Below are 13,434 nucleotides of genomic sequence, written 5' to 3'. Positions count from 1 at the left end.
CTGTGGATCAGGTCCGGTATTCGGCGTTGATCTTCACGTATTCATGCGACAGGTCGGTGGTCCAGATCGTTTCGCTGCAATCGCCGCGACCCAGCTCGATACGGATCGTGATCTCTTCCTGCTGCATCACCGCCGAGCCTTGCGCTTCAGTGTAGGTCTCAGCACGAGCGCCACGGCTGGCGATGCACACATCACCAAGGAACACGTCGATCTTGCTCACATCCAGTTCCGGCACGCCGGCACGGCCGACAGCGGCCAGGATGCGACCCCAGTTCGGATCGGAGGCGAACAGTGCGGTCTTGATCAGCGGCGAGTGTGCCACGGTGTAACCGACGTCCAGACACTCCTGATGATTGCCGCCGCCGTTGACTTCAACGGTCACAAACTTGGTCGCGCCTTCGCCGTCACGCACGATGGCCTGGGCCACGTCCATGCACACTTCGAACACCGCTTGCTTGAGTTTGGCAAACAGTTCGCCTTCGGCACGGGTAATTTCCGGCAGAGCCGCCTGGCCGGTGGCAATCAGCATGCAGCAATCGTTGGTCGAGGTGTCGCCGTCGATGGTGATGCGGTTGAACGACTTGTTGGCGCCGTCGAGCATCAGATTTTGCAGCACGTCGCGGGCGACTTTGGCGTCTGTCGCGATGTATCCGAGCATGGTCGCCATGTTCGGGCGAATCATGCCTGCGCCTTTGCTGATGCCGGTCACCGTGAGGGTCACGCCGTCATGCTGGAACTGGCGGCTGGCACCCTTGGGCAGGGTGTCGGTGGTCATGATGCCGGTGGCGGCCGCTTCCCAGTTGTTTTCCGACAGATCATCCAGCGCGGCTTGCAGCGCACCTTCGATTTTCTCGACCGGCAGTGGCTCGCCGATGACACCGGTGGAGTACGGCAGAATCTGATTGGCGTCGACGCCAGTCAGCTCAGCCAATCTGGCGCAAGTGCGCTCAGCCGCGGCCAGGCCTGGCTCGCCGGTGCCTGCGTTGGCATTGCCGGTGTTGGTCAGCAAGTAGCGCACAGCGTTCTGCACGCGTTGTTTCGCCAGGATCACAGGCGCAGCACAAAAAGCGTTCAACGTGAACACGCCCGCCACGGTCGAACCCTCAGCGCAGCGCATCACCACAACATCTTTGCGCCCGGGGCGCTTGATGCCGGCCGAGGCGATACCGAGTTCAAAACCGGCAACCGGGTGCAACGTTGGCAAAGGACCAAGACCAACAGCCATGAATGCGCTCCTTACTCAATGATGTCAGCACCGCCCATCGTTGGGACGGTGGCTTGAATGGCAAAACGCCGCGACGGCAGAAGCCGGTCGCGGCGCGGGTATTTCAGCCGTTGTAACGGGTTTTACTGGATCTGCCCGTGGCAATGCTTGAATTTCTTGCCCGAACCGCAGTAGCACAGTTCGTTGCGGCCCAGCTTCTGCTCGTTGCGCACCGGAGCGGTGGCGAGGGCCACATCGACCTCTTCACCCAACGCGTCCGGTTGATCCAGACCAGGAGCTTCGGCATGTTCGAACTGCAAGCGGGCAGCCAGTGCCTCAGCTTCCTCACGCAGGCGTTGCTCTTCGGCTTCCGGATCTTCGCGGCGCACCTGAACGTGCGACAGCACGCGGATCGAGTCGCGCTTGATCGAATCGAGCAGCTCGGAGAACAGCGTGAACGACTCGCGCTTGTATTCCTGCTTCGGGTTCTTCTGGGCGTAGCCACGCAGGTGGATGCCGTGACGCAGGTGATCCATGGTCGACAGGTGATCTTTCCACAGATCGTCCAGCACGCGCAGAACGATTTGCTTCTCGAAGGAGCGCAGTGCTTCGGCACCGGCCTGATCTTCTTTCTCGTTGTACGCAGCGATCAGCTCGTTCATCAGCTTCTCGCGCAGGGTTTCTTCGTACAGGTGATCGTCTTCATCGAGCCATTGCTGGATCGGCAGTTTCACCCCGAAGTCGCTGGCAAGCGCTGCTTCCAGACCGGCCACATCCCACTGCTCTGGCAGGGACTGCGGCGCAATATGGGCGCTGATGGTCGCGTTGAGCACGTCCTGACGGAAATCGGCGATGGTTTCACCGATGTTGTCGGCGGCCAGCAACGTGTTACGCATGTGATAAATCACTTTACGCTGTTCGTTGTTGACGTCATCGAACTCGAGCAGTTGCTTACGAATGTCGAAGTTACGCCCTTCAACCTTGCGCTGCGCCTTCTCGATCGCGTTGGTCACCATGCGGTGCTCGATCGCTTCGCCCGGCTGCATGCCCAGGGCTTTCATGAAGTTCTTCACCCGGTCAGAGGCGAAGATGCGCATCAGGCTGTCTTCCAGCGACAGGTAGAAGCGGCTGGAACCGGCATCACCCTGACGGCCGGCACGACCACGCAACTGGTTGTCGATACGGCGGGATTCGTGACGCTCGGAGGCGATGACCTGCAAGCCGCCGGACTCCAGCACTTGCTGGTGACGCTTTTGCCAGTCGGCCTTGATCTGGGCAATTTGCTCAGGGGTCGGGTTTTCCAGCGAAGCGACTTCAACTTCCCAGTTACCGCCCAACAGGATGTCGGTACCACGACCGGCCATGTTGGTGGCGATGGTCAGTGCGCCCGGACGACCGGCCTGCGCGATGATCTCGGCTTCTTTTTCGTGGAACTTGGCGTTCAGAACCTTGTGTTCGATGCCTTCCTTCACGAGCAGTGCGGACATGTGCTCGGAGGTTTCGATGGTGGCAGTACCCACCAGCACCGGACGGCCAGCGGCCATGCTTTCCTTGATGTCCGCCACGATCGCCGTGTATTTCTCTTCGGCGGTGAGGAATACCAGGTCGTTGTAGTCTTTACGCGCCAACGGTTTGTTCGGCGGAATGACCATGACTTCCAGACCATAGATCTGGTGGAATTCGAACGCTTCGGTGTCGGCGGTACCGGTCATGCCGGACAGCTTGGTGTACAGACGGAAGTAGTTCTGGAACGTGGTCGAGGCCAGGGTCTGGCTCTCGGCCTGAATATTCAGGTTTTCCTTGGCTTCGATGGCCTGGTGCAGGCCTTCGGACAAACGACGGCCCGGCATGGTACGGCCGGTGTGTTCGTCGACCAGTACGACCTGGCCGTCCTGCACGATGTATTCAATGTTGCGATTGAACAGCTTGTGCGCACGCAGACCGGCATAGACGTGGGTCAGCAGGCCCAGGTTATGTGCCGAATACAGGCTCTCGCCTTCAGCCAGCAGGCCAACGCGGGTAAGCATGTCTTCAATGAACTGGTGACCGGCTTCGTTGAGTTCGACCTGACGGGTCTTCTCATCGACGGTGTAATGGCCGGCCTTGGTGACTTCGCCTTCGACTTCTTCAACGTGCAGTTCCAGCTGCGGGATCAGTTTGTTGATCTCGATGTACAGCTTGGAGCTGTCCTCGGCCTGACCCGAAATGATCAGCGGGGTACGCGCTTCGTCGATAAGGATGGAGTCGACTTCGTCGATCACGGCAAAGTTGAGTTCGCGCTGGAATTTTTCTTCCATGCTGAACGCCATGTTGTCGCGCAGGTAGTCGAAACCGAATTCGTTGTTGGTGCCGTAAGTAATGTCGGCAGCGTAAGCCGTGCGTTTTTCTTCCGGCGGCTGGAACGGCGTCACGACGCCGACAGTCAGGCCGAGGAACTCATACAGCGGACGCATCCAGTTGGCGTCACGGCGGGCCAGGTAGTCGTTCACGGTCACAACGTGCACGCCCTTGCCGGACAGTGCGTTGAGGTAAACACCCAGGGTAGCCACGAGGGTTTTACCCTCACCGGTACGCATTTCGGCGATCTTGCCTTCATGCAAGGTCATGCCACCGACGAGTTGTACGTCGAAGTGGCGCATGCCCATGATGCGCTTGCCGGCTTCACGGGCGACCGCGAAGGCTTCTGGCAACAGCTTGTCGAGGGTTTCCCCTTTGGCGATGCGGGCCTTGAACTCATCGGTCTTGGCGCGCAATTGATCGTCCGAAAGGGCCACCATTTGCTCTTCGAAGGCATTGACGAGCTGCACCGTCTTGAGCATGCGTTTGACTTCACGCTCGTTCTTGCTTCCAAAAAGTTTCTTTAACAAAGGCGCAAACATATCGGCAGGATCTTCCACACTAAAGGGATGGAGGGCGGCCCCGTGAGTCGCCCGTGCAGCCCTCATGGCCGCATGCGAACGAGCATTCTACCCGGAAACGGTGGTGAGGAAAGTGGCGATGTTCCACGATGCTGGCACTGCGCTTTGACGGGGCTCACTTGAAATAGGGGCGTTTTGCTCAACTTCAAGTCATGCAGAAAAGAAGTTAGTGGTTGATTTAATGGGCAAAGCAGGGGCAAAAGCAATGGGCGAGTGATCTCGCTGCTTTCTGCTACCATGGCGCTTCTGTTACTTCAGGTGTTCGATCATGGCATTTCGCCCTCTTACGGCCAGAGCACCCGCCGTTCTACTGCGCGAAGCCAAGCCGCTCAAAGCCATCCTCGGCCATGCCCAGCGTTTGGGTCATTTGCAGCGTCTACTTGAAAGCCAACTGCAACCCGCTGCCCGCGAACACTGCCATGTCGCTTCGTGGCGTGAAGGCAGTCTGTTGCTGATTGTCACCGACGGCCACTGGGCCACACGCCTGCGTTATCAGCAAAAGCGTCTGCAACGGCAATTACAAATGTTCGACGAGTTCGCCAGCCTGACGCGGATTCTGTTCAAGGTGCAACCGCCAACGGTTCAGCGTGGCGCGAGCGGGCATACCATGGACCTGTCGACGGATGCAGCGGCGACGATTCAGGCGACGGCGGACGGGATCACTGATCCGGGTTTGCGCGCAGCGCTGGAGCGCCTTGCCGCGCACGCCAAAGCCAAGACCTGACATCGATCTGACGGGGAGCGAGCAAGCCCGCTCCCACCGGTTGATCAGCGGCGTTTGCTGCCGCCGAGCAGGGAGCCCATCAGGCCGCGTACCAGTTGCTTGCCCAGGTTGTTGGCAGCCTGGCGCATGGCCGATTTCAGCGCCTGCCCTGCCGCCGTACCAAGAAACTCCCCTGCCCTGTCGGCCAGACCAGGCTCTGGTACTGCTGGCTTGCCCGCCGGTGTTTCAGGCTCCGGCGCCAGGTTTTTGCGTCCCATGAGAATTTCATAAGCCGACTCCCGGTCAATCGGTTTGTCATACCGGCCCTTGAACGGTGAGCCGGCTATCAGCATCGTGCGCTCGGTTTGCGACAACGGCCCGATTCGTGACTGCGGCGGCGCGACCAGCACGCGCTCAACCATTTGCGGCGTGCCCTTGTCCGCGAGTGTGCCGACCAGCGCCTCGCCGATACCCAACTCAGTCAGCACCGACAAACTGTTGAACGCAGGGTTGGGCCGGAACCCGTCCGCCACTGCGCGCAGGGATTTCTGCTCTTTGGTGGTGAAGGCGCGCAACCCGTGCTGGATGCGCAAACCAAGCTGCGCCAGCACATCGTCCGGCAAGTCAGCCGGTGATTGGGTGACGAAATACACACCGACACCTTTGGACCGAATCAACCGCACCACCTGTTCCAGGCGCTCTTGCAAGGCTTTGGGTGTGTCGCCGAACAACAAATGCGCCTCATCGAAAAACAGCGCCAGCAGCGGTTTATCCGCGTCACCGCGCTCTGGCAGTTGTTCGAACAACTCGGCCAGCAGCCACAGCAAGAACGTCGCGTAGACCTTCGGCGCCTCATGCACCAGACGGCTGGCGTCAAGCAGATGAATGCGCCCACGGCCATCGGCGGCCGGTTGCAGGATGTCTTCAAGTTGCAGTGCCGGCTCGCCAAACAAGGCTTCTGCGCCCTGCTGTTCCAGGGTTGCCAGCCGACGCAATAGCGCCTGACTGGAACCGGTGGTCATCAGCGCGGCGTCGTCTCCCAACATTTGCGGATTGTCTTTGAGGTGATTGAGCAGCGCTTTCAGGTCCTTCAGATCCAGCAACAACAGCCCCTCACGATCCGCGACTTTGAACGCGGCATACAGCGCCGCTTGCTGGCTGTCGGTGAGTTCCAGCAGGCTGCCGATCAGCAGCGGGCCCATCTCACTTAACGTGGTGCGCAGCGGATGGCCCGACTCGCCGTGGATGTCCCACAACGTCACCGGATAAGCCTGCGGTTTGTAGTTGAGCCAAGGCATCCCGGCAATGCGCTCGGCGACTTTGCCCTGGGGGGTGCCGGCAGCACCAAGGCCGCACAGATCACCCTTGATGTCGGCAGCGAATACCGCCACGCCCGCGTCGCTGAAGGCTTCGGCCAGACGCTGCAAGGTGACGGTTTTACCCGTACCGGTCGCGCCGGCGACCAGCCCGTGTCGATTCGCCAGACGCATGGCCTGGGCGATCGGTTGCCCCGCGAGATCGGCGCCGATTACGAGTTGCGATGAGTCAGGCATTTTGTCACCCGTTGGTTAATCTTTGATTCTGCATGGCCGATAAAGAAAGGTGAGAGCCCGACCAAAAGTCAGGACAGACATTTCCCTAAGGAGAGACGGAAATATCAGCTTACTTTCATCCTTGCCCATTGCGCATGTTTCTATAAAAGCACGCCCTGGACATTAAGACCTTAGCGGAACCCCAAGCCATGAACAAAAATCTGCGCTTCAGCCATAAAATCTTGCTTGCCGCCGCCCTCATCGTCATTGCTGCCTTCGCCTCGTTCACGCTGTATAACGACTGGCTCCAGCGCAATGCGATTCGAGATGACCTGAACAACTACCTCAACGAAATGGGCGAAGTCACCGCCGGCAATATTCAGACGTGGCTCAGCGGCCGCATTCTGCTGGTCGAGAACGCCGCCCAAAACATCGCCATCAACCCCGAACCCGCCAATGTCGCCAGTCTGCTGGACCAGAAGGCCCTGACCTCGACGTTCATGGCCACCTACCTGGGCGATGCCACCGGTCATTTCACCATCCGCCCGGACGTGAAGATGCCGGACGGTTTCGATCCACGGGTTCGCCCTTGGTACAAAGGTGCCGAGAGCAGCAGTACCCCGACCCTGACCGAGCCCTACATCGACGCGGCCACCGGCCAACTGATCATTTCCATTGCCACCGCCTCGAAAAAGGCCGGCCAGAGCGTCGGCGTGGTTGGCGGCGACTTGAGCCTGCAATCGCTGGTCGACACCCTCGCCGCCCGGGACTTCGACGGCATGGGTTATGTGTTCCTGGTCAGCGCCGACGGCAAGATCCTCGTGCACCCGGACAAAGCGCTGGTGATGAAATCGCTGAAAGAAGCGTATCCGCAGGACACCCCGCGCATCAGCAGCGACTTCAGTGAAATCACCGTCGATGGCAAAACCCGCATCGTCACTTTTGCCCCGATCAAAGGCCTGCCGTCGGTGAACTGGTACATCGGCCTGTCGGTGGACAAGGACAAAGCCTTCGCGATGCTCAGCCAATTCCGCGCCTCGGCAGTGATTGCGACGGTTATCGCGGTAGCCATCATCATTGCCCTGCTCGGCATGCTGATCCGTATCCTCATCCAGCCACTGCACGTCATGACCCGCGCCATGGAAGACATCGCCGATGGTGAAGGCGACCTGACCAAACGCCTGACCATCGTCAATAACGATGAGTTCGGCACCCTCGGCACCGCGTTCAACCGCTTCGTCGAGCGCATCCACCGCTCGATCCGCGAAGTGTCGTCGGCCACAGGGCAAGTCAACGAAGTCGCGCTGCGCGTGGTCGCCGCGTCGAACTCGTCGATGTACAACTCCGATCAGCAAGCTTCGCGCACCAGCAGTGTCGCCGCCGCGATCAATGAGCTAGGTGCCGCGGCTCAGGAAATCGCCCGCAATGCCGCGCAAGCCTCGAATCAGGCCAGCGATGCCCGCGGCCTCGCTGAGGACGGCCAGCAAGTGGTGGATCGCAGCATCAAGGCGATGAATCAACTGTCGAGCATGCTCAGCGCATCGAGCAGCAACATTGAGTCGCTGAACAGCAAAACCGTGAACATCGGCCAGATTCTCGAAGTGATCACCAGCATTTCCCAGCAAACCAACCTGCTGGCACTCAACGCTGCGATCGAAGCGGCGCGTGCCGGCGAGGCCGGTCGTGGTTTTGCCGTGGTGGCGGATGAAGTGCGTAACCTGGCACACCGCACCCAGGAATCAGCGCAACAGGTGCAGACCATGATCGAGGAGTTGCAAGTCGGCGCCCGTGAGTCGGTGAGCACCATGAGTGACAGCCAGCGTCACAGCCAGGACAGCGTGGAGATTGCCAACCTCGCGGGTGAGCGTTTGAACAGTGTGACCCAGCGCATTGGCGAGATCGACGGGATGAACCAGTCGGTGGCCACCGCGACCGAAGAGCAAACGGCCGTGGTCGAGTCGATCAACGTGGACATCACCGAAATCAACACGCTGAATCAGGAAGGCGTTGAGAACCTGCAGGCGACGTTGCGTGCCTGTTCGGATCTGGAGCAGCAGGCTTCGCGGTTGACGCAGTTGGTGGGCAGTTTCCGCATTTAAGATCAAAAACCTCCCCCCTCACCCCAAGGTGTGAGGGAAAAGGGCGCCGATCTTCAAGCGTTTCAAACCTGAGTTGGGCTCAAACTCTCAGGTCGATGTATCAAGCCCAAACACTTCGCGCAGCCCTCTCCTTCCGGGAGAGGGCTGCGCTTCGTTGCACCGCACAAATCCCGACCGAACATCTATTGTGGATAAAGGTCAACCAAAGGAGAGCAACGCTGCGGAGGGACGATCACTGTGCACATCGCCGATATCACCATGTTCTATGCCCCGGCCAGCGGTGGCGTACGCACTTATCTTGACGCCAAACACCGCCGGTTGGGCGTCAAACCCGGGACTCGTCACAGTCTGCTGATCCCGGGCGCGCATTTCGGCGAAAACGATGGTGTTTATACGGTTCCCGCTCCCGCCCTGCCCTTTGGCAAGGGATACCGCTTCCCCGTGCGTTTGGCCCCTTGGCGAAACGTCCTGCAGGACTTGCAGCCCGATCTGATTGAAGTGGGCGACCCGTACCTCACCGCATGGGCCGCACTGGATGCCCGGCGCCAACTGGATGTACCGGTGATCGGTTTTTACCATTCCGACCTGCCGCTGCTGGCCAGTAACCGCATGGGACATTGGGTTACGCCCAACGTCGAGGCCTATGTCACCAAGCTCTACGGCAACTTTGATCGGGTACTGGCGCCGAGCCAGGTTATGGCTGACAAGCTGACGGGCCTGGGGGTGCGCAACGTCTTCGTGCAACCGCTGGGCGTTGACCTGCAAAACTTCCACCCGGGCGCCGCTGATCCAGGCTTGCGCGCCCAACTGGGGATCGCCGAAGACACGCGCCTGCTTATCTTCGCCGGGCGCGGCTCGAAAGAGAAAAACCTGCCGGTCCTGCTCAAATGCATGCAACGCCTCGGCCCGCGCTATCACCTGCTGCTGGTGGGTTCATCGATGCCCGCCGTGGTGCCGGACAACGTCAGCGTCATCAATCAATTCTGCCCGGCACCGACCATTGCCCGACTGATGGCCAGTGCCGATGCCTTGGTGCATGCCGGCGATCAGGAAACCTTCGGTCTGGTGATCCTCGAAGCCATGGCCTGCGGTATTCCGGTTGTGGCGGTGGCGGCCGGGGCTTTTCAAGAGATCGTGCCAGAATCCTGCGGCCTGCTGTGCGCACCGAACAACCCACAAACCATGGCCAACGCCGTGCACGAGTTGTTCAGTCGCGACAGCGCAAGACTTGGCCAACAGGCGCGCCAACATGTCGAACGGCATTACGCCTGGGACACCGTGGTCGACAGTTTGCTGAGCCACTACCACGCCGTCCTCGGCCATGTGACACGGAAGGTGGCCAATGGCTGATTCCCTGAATCGCCCCGCCGTACTGCTGACGCTGCACGACGTGGCCCCCTCTACCTGGGCGGATTACCGACCTTTTGTAGAAACAGTCGATGCTTTAGGCAACGTGCCGATGACCTGGCTGGTGGTACCGGATTTTCATCGCCGTGATGCCCTTGACGCTCACCCGGACTTTCGTCGACTGCTGAGTACCCGCCTCGCACGCGGCGATGAACTGGCTTTGCACGGTTATTTTCATGATGACCAGGAACCTGACCCGACCACGCCACGCGATTGGTTCATGCGCCGTTTCTATACCCATGAAGGCGAGTTCTATCGTTTATCCCACAACGCCGCGCTCGCCCGCCTGCGCACCGGCATTGAACTGTTCCAGCGCTACGATTGGCCGCTGCACGGCTTCGTTGCTCCAGCCTGGTTGATGAGCGAAGGCACGCGACAAGCTCTGCGCCAATTACCGCTGCGCTACACCAGCGATCCTCAGCACCTTTATCGTCTGCCGGACTTCACCCCTGTCGATGCGCCGGGGCTGGTATGGAGTGCGCGCAGCGCCTGGCGTCGTGGTCTGTCGAAGATGGTCAGCGATCAGCGCGAACACCGCTGGCGTCACGCCCCAGTGATTCGTCTAGGCTTGCACCCGGTGGACATGCGTCATGGCTACTCCCGCGATTACTGGCTCAATACCCTCCTGCGGCTGCTGGCGTCAGGACGAGTGCCGATGACCAAGGTGAACTGGCTTGCACAACAGCGCGGTCAACGGGAACGTGCCACATGAGTCGCGGCCTTGTGTTGTTGCTTGGTCTGTTCGCAGCCGTGCTGATCCCGCTGCTGCTCGGCGGCAGCGGAATCTGGGCGCGCTTGCAAAACTTTCCGCTGCAATGGCTGCTGATCATGTTCGCCATGATTCTGCTTTGCTGGGGCATCAACACCCTGCGTCTGCGCTTATTGCTCGGCGATCAGCGTAATCGCATCACGCCGATGAAGAGCCTGGGCGTGGTCATGGCCGTTGAATTCGCCTACTGCGCGACACCGGGCGGCAGTGGCGGCCCCCTGACGATCATGGCCCTACTGGGCCGCTGCGGCGTGCGCCCGTCCCGCAGCAGCGCCGTGTTTGCCATGGATCAGTTGAGTGACCTGCTGTTCTTTCTGTGCGCCTTGAGTGGCATTCTGATTTACGCCGTGTTCCGGCACCTGAGTGATCGTCTCGAATGGCTTTTAATCGTCAGCGCCGTATCGTTGTTCGGCGGGCTGTTCAGTTGCGTACTGCTGGCGCGATACCACCGCCCACTGATTCGCCTGAGCGGACGGCTACTGGCCAGAATGAACGTGCCCGCGAGCACGCGCCGTCGCTGGACGCGCAAGGTGCTGCACTTTCTCGCCGACTTCATCAATGCTCTGAAGTTGCCCTGGCAGACGTTGAGCAAAGTGTTCGCCCTCACCTGCGTGCATTGGCTGCTGCGCTACAGCGTGCTGTATCTGGCGTTGCGTGGACTGGGCGCGGACTTGCAGTGGGCCTGGAGTTTTCTGGTGCAGATGCTCTCGCTGGGCGCCGGACAGCTCAGTCTGTTACCCGGTGGCGCGGGCGCTGCGGAGTTGACCTCGGCGGCACTGTTGGCGCCAATGGTGGGAAAATCCACCGCGGCGGCGGCCATTCTGATCTGGCGGGTGGTGACGTACTACTTCTATCTACTGGTCGGCGGCCCGGTGTTCCTGTTGATGCTAGGCAGACCACTGCTCAAGAAGCTGATGAAGGCGCGGCAGGCTTCTTAGGCCCATCCTGCTCTTCTTTTATTTGCTCCCACAACTCGGCGGCGCCGGGAAACTCCGTCCCATCCTCCTCCCTCATGTCATCCGGGTCATAACGGCTCAAACAACCTTCCCCCAAGGTGGCAGGCGCTTTGGAAGTGGCTTTGTCCAGTGGATCGCTCATGGCATTTCCTCAAGGGCTGAAACGGCGAAGGGCCTGGAGCGATTGAACGCCCAGGCCCTTCGATATTCAAGCATGCGTGAGTTCGATCAGAACACCACGGTCTTGTTGCCGTGCACCAGCACCCGGTCTTCCAGGTGATAACGCAAGCCGCGAGCCAATACCATTTTCTCGACGTCACGACCGAAACGCACCATGTCTTCGATGCTGTCGCTGTGGCTGACGCGGACAACGTCCTGCTCGATGATGGGACCGGCGTCCAGCTCTTCGGTCACGTAGTGGCAGGTCGCACCGATCAGCTTCACGCCGCGCAGAGAGGCCTGGTGATACGGTTTGGCGCCCACGAACGACGGCAGGAAGCTGTGGTGAATGTTGATGACCTTGTGTGCGTATTCACGGCACAGTTCCGGCGGCAGGATTTGCATGTAGCGCGCCAGCACCACCACTTCAGCGTCGTGCTGTTTGACCAGACGCGACACTTCGGCGAACGCCGGTTGCTTGTCCTGTGGATTGACCGGGACATGGTAATAAGGAATGCCGTGCCACTCGACCATACTGCGCAGGTCGTCGTGGTTGGAGATGACGCAGGAGATTTCGCAGTCCAGTTCGTCGCTGTGCCAACGGTGCAACAAGTCAGCCAGGCAATGGGATTCGCGGCTGGCCATCAGCACAACGCGCTTCTTCTGCTCGGTGTCAGTGATGCGCCAGTCCATCGAGAACTCTTCGGCGATCGGCGCAAACTTCTCGCGCAATACGTCGATACCGAACGGCAGCGAATCGGCACGAATCTCGTGACGCATGAAGAACCAGCCGACCTGATTATCCGAGTGGTGGCTTGCTTCAGTGATCCAGCCATTGTGGGCTGCCAGAAAATTACTGACTTTGGCAACAATGCCAACGCGGTCCGGGCAAGAAATCACCAGCCGAAAAGTGCGCATGAGGGGGAACTCCAGAACTTCGCAAAGGCCGCCATTCTAGCGACTGCGCAGGAAAACTGCAGTATTGATGAACGCAGGCATCGAGGCGGCCCCTGACGCACATTTTTGTGCGCAGGGCGATCATTGTTTGATCAGATAACTGTGAATATCCGTGATGACTGCATCACATTATTTAACTGAACATTCAATCTGCAGCTAAATCCCGTAACTAATTTAAATAAAAACGCCGGTTAAATGTTTACTTGATGAAACAGCCTGACTATTATTGCGGCACTGTCCCTGCCATTCAGCACTTTACTAAGGTAGTAATCATGTCCTTGATCAACGAATATCGCGCCACCGAAGAAGCTATCAAAGAGCTGCAAGCCCGTTTGAAGAACCTGTCCGAAGACGACAAACTGCAAGCCGAGCTGGAATTCGAAGGCAAGCTGCGCACCCTGATGGGCGAATACTCCAAATCCCTGCGTGACATCATCGCGCTGCTGGATCCGGATTCGAAAACCAAAGCCCCACGCGGCGGCGCAGTAAAAACTACCGGCACCAAGCGTGCTCGCAAAGTTAAACAATACAAAAACCCGCACAACGGCGAAGTCATCGAAACCAAAGGTGGCAACCACAAGACTCTGAAAGAGTGGAAACTCAAGTGGGGCGGTGACGTGGTTGAAGGCTGGGCTACCCTGCTGGGCTAAGCCGCAGCGCCTTCGCAGAGCAATCCGCGAAAAAAGAAACGCCAGCCAATGCTGGCGTTTTTTTATGCCTGGGATTTAGA

The 13,434-nt window shown here is 59.3% G+C and carries 11 protein-coding genes and 1 pseudogene; 7 read left to right on the top strand and 5 right to left on the bottom strand.

Features of this window, described 5'->3' with window-relative positions; all coding sequences use genetic code 11:
• Nucleotides 1-7 precede the first annotated feature (7 nt).
• Nucleotides 8-1,225, bottom strand: a complete 1,218-nt coding sequence (argJ, locus tag AACY18_RS14770) for a bifunctional glutamate N-acetyltransferase/amino-acid acetyltransferase ArgJ (protein WP_339430988.1) — start codon at nt 1,223-1,225, stop codon at nt 8-10.
• A gap of 122 nt (nt 1,226-1,347) precedes the next feature.
• Nucleotides 1,348-4,083 carry a preprotein translocase subunit SecA gene (gene secA, locus AACY18_RS14765; protein WP_339430989.1) on the bottom strand — a complete coding sequence of 912 codons (2,736 nt, stop codon included), beginning with the start codon at nt 4,081-4,083 and terminating at the stop codon, nt 1,348-1,350.
• A gap of 307 nt (nt 4,084-4,390) precedes the next feature.
• Here secA and AACY18_RS14760 point away from each other — a divergent pair, with 307 nt between their 5' ends.
• On the top strand, nt 4,391-4,846 hold the full coding sequence (locus tag AACY18_RS14760; protein ID WP_339430990.1) for a DUF721 domain-containing protein: 456 nt from the start codon (nt 4,391-4,393) through the stop codon (nt 4,844-4,846).
• 44 nt (nt 4,847-4,890) lie between these two features.
• On the opposite strand, the gene AACY18_RS14755 is transcribed toward AACY18_RS14760, so the two are convergent.
• Complete coding sequence (locus AACY18_RS14755) at nt 4,891-6,378, bottom strand: helicase HerA-like domain-containing protein (protein WP_339465241.1); 1,488 nt, start codon at nt 6,376-6,378, stop codon at nt 4,891-4,893.
• A gap of 188 nt (nt 6,379-6,566) precedes the next feature.
• On the opposite strand from AACY18_RS14755, the pseudogene AACY18_RS28070 reads away from it, so the two are divergent.
• The 5 genes and pseudogenes from AACY18_RS28070 to AACY18_RS14735 form a co-directional block, all read left to right on the top strand.
• A pseudogene (locus tag AACY18_RS28070) lies at nt 6,567-7,598 on the top strand (HAMP domain-containing protein); the annotation flags it as partial.
• A 93-nt stretch (nt 7,599-7,691) separates the two neighbouring features.
• Nucleotides 7,692-8,456, top strand: coding sequence for a methyl-accepting chemotaxis protein (locus AACY18_RS28065; protein ID WP_401160180.1), 765 nt, complete (start codon nt 7,692-7,694; stop codon nt 8,454-8,456).
• A 237-nt stretch (nt 8,457-8,693) separates the two neighbouring features.
• Entirely contained in the window at nt 8,694-9,806 is a 1,113-nt protein-coding gene (locus AACY18_RS14745) for a glycosyltransferase family 4 protein (RefSeq protein WP_445261956.1), read from the top strand.
• Complete coding sequence (locus AACY18_RS14740; protein ID WP_339465240.1) at nt 9,799-10,575, top strand: polysaccharide deacetylase family protein; 777 nt, start codon at nt 9,799-9,801, stop codon at nt 10,573-10,575. Before AACY18_RS14745 ends, AACY18_RS14740 begins: the two co-directional genes overlap by 8 nt.
• Nucleotides 10,572-11,570: a lysylphosphatidylglycerol synthase transmembrane domain-containing protein gene (locus tag AACY18_RS14735; protein ID WP_339465239.1), complete on the top strand. Its 999-nt coding sequence runs from the start codon at nt 10,572-10,574 to the stop codon at nt 11,568-11,570. Before AACY18_RS14740 ends, AACY18_RS14735 begins: the two co-directional genes overlap by 4 nt.
• Here the strand turns inward: AACY18_RS14735 and AACY18_RS14730 are convergent.
• On the bottom strand, nt 11,536-11,730 hold the full coding sequence (locus tag AACY18_RS14730) for a hypothetical protein (protein WP_339430994.1): 195 nt from the start codon (nt 11,728-11,730) through the stop codon (nt 11,536-11,538). The genes AACY18_RS14735 and AACY18_RS14730 overlap by 35 nt on opposite strands.
• Nucleotides 11,731-11,816: 86 nt before the next feature.
• Nucleotides 11,817-12,665 carry a formyltetrahydrofolate deformylase gene (gene purU, locus AACY18_RS14725; RefSeq protein WP_221730666.1) on the bottom strand — a complete coding sequence of 283 codons (849 nt, stop codon included), beginning with the start codon at nt 12,663-12,665 and terminating at the stop codon, nt 11,817-11,819.
• Between the two features lie 311 nt (nt 12,666-12,976).
• On the opposite strand from purU, the gene mvaT reads away from it, so the two are divergent.
• A complete protein-coding gene (mvaT, locus tag AACY18_RS14720; protein WP_339430995.1) occupies nt 12,977-13,354 on the top strand; it encodes a histone-like nucleoid-structuring protein MvaT in 378 nt (125 codons plus the stop codon).
• Nucleotides 13,355-13,434: the final 80 nt, after the last annotated feature.

The organism is Pseudomonas sp. EA_65y_Pfl2_P74, from assembly GCF_963970575.1.
GTDB classification, from domain to species: Bacteria; Pseudomonadota; Gammaproteobacteria; order Pseudomonadales; family Pseudomonadaceae; genus Aquipseudomonas; species Aquipseudomonas baetica_A.
Note: the sequence above shows the minus strand (reverse complement) of the source record. Positions and strands in the feature narration are given on the sequence as shown.

Bases quoted from the DNA above. Each gene is read 5' to 3' on its own strand.
- argJ (WP_339430988.1), bottom strand. From the start codon at position 1,225: ATGGCTGTTGGTCTTGGTCCTTTGCCAACGTTGCACCCGGTTGCCGGT.
- secA (WP_339430989.1), bottom strand. From the start codon at position 4,083: ATGTTTGCGCCTTTGTTAAAGAAACTTTTTGGAAGCAAGAACGAGCGT.
- AACY18_RS14760 (WP_339430990.1), top strand. From the start codon at position 4,391: ATGGCATTTCGCCCTCTTACGGCCAGAGCACCCGCCGTTCTACTGCGC.
- AACY18_RS14755 (WP_339465241.1), bottom strand. From the start codon at position 6,378: ATGCCTGACTCATCGCAACTCGTAATCGGCGCCGATCTCGCGGGGCAA.
- AACY18_RS28065 (WP_401160180.1), top strand. From the start codon at position 7,692: ATGTACAACTCCGATCAGCAAGCTTCGCGCACCAGCAGTGTCGCCGCC.
- AACY18_RS14740 (WP_339465240.1), top strand. From the start codon at position 9,799: ATGGCTGATTCCCTGAATCGCCCCGCCGTACTGCTGACGCTGCACGAC.
- AACY18_RS14735 (WP_339465239.1), top strand. From the start codon at position 10,572: ATGAGTCGCGGCCTTGTGTTGTTGCTTGGTCTGTTCGCAGCCGTGCTG.
- AACY18_RS14730 (WP_339430994.1), bottom strand. From the start codon at position 11,730: ATGAGCGATCCACTGGACAAAGCCACTTCCAAAGCGCCTGCCACCTTG.
- purU (WP_221730666.1), bottom strand. From the start codon at position 12,665: ATGCGCACTTTTCGGCTGGTGATTTCTTGCCCGGACCGCGTTGGCATT.
- mvaT (WP_339430995.1), top strand. From the start codon at position 12,977: ATGTCCTTGATCAACGAATATCGCGCCACCGAAGAAGCTATCAAAGAG.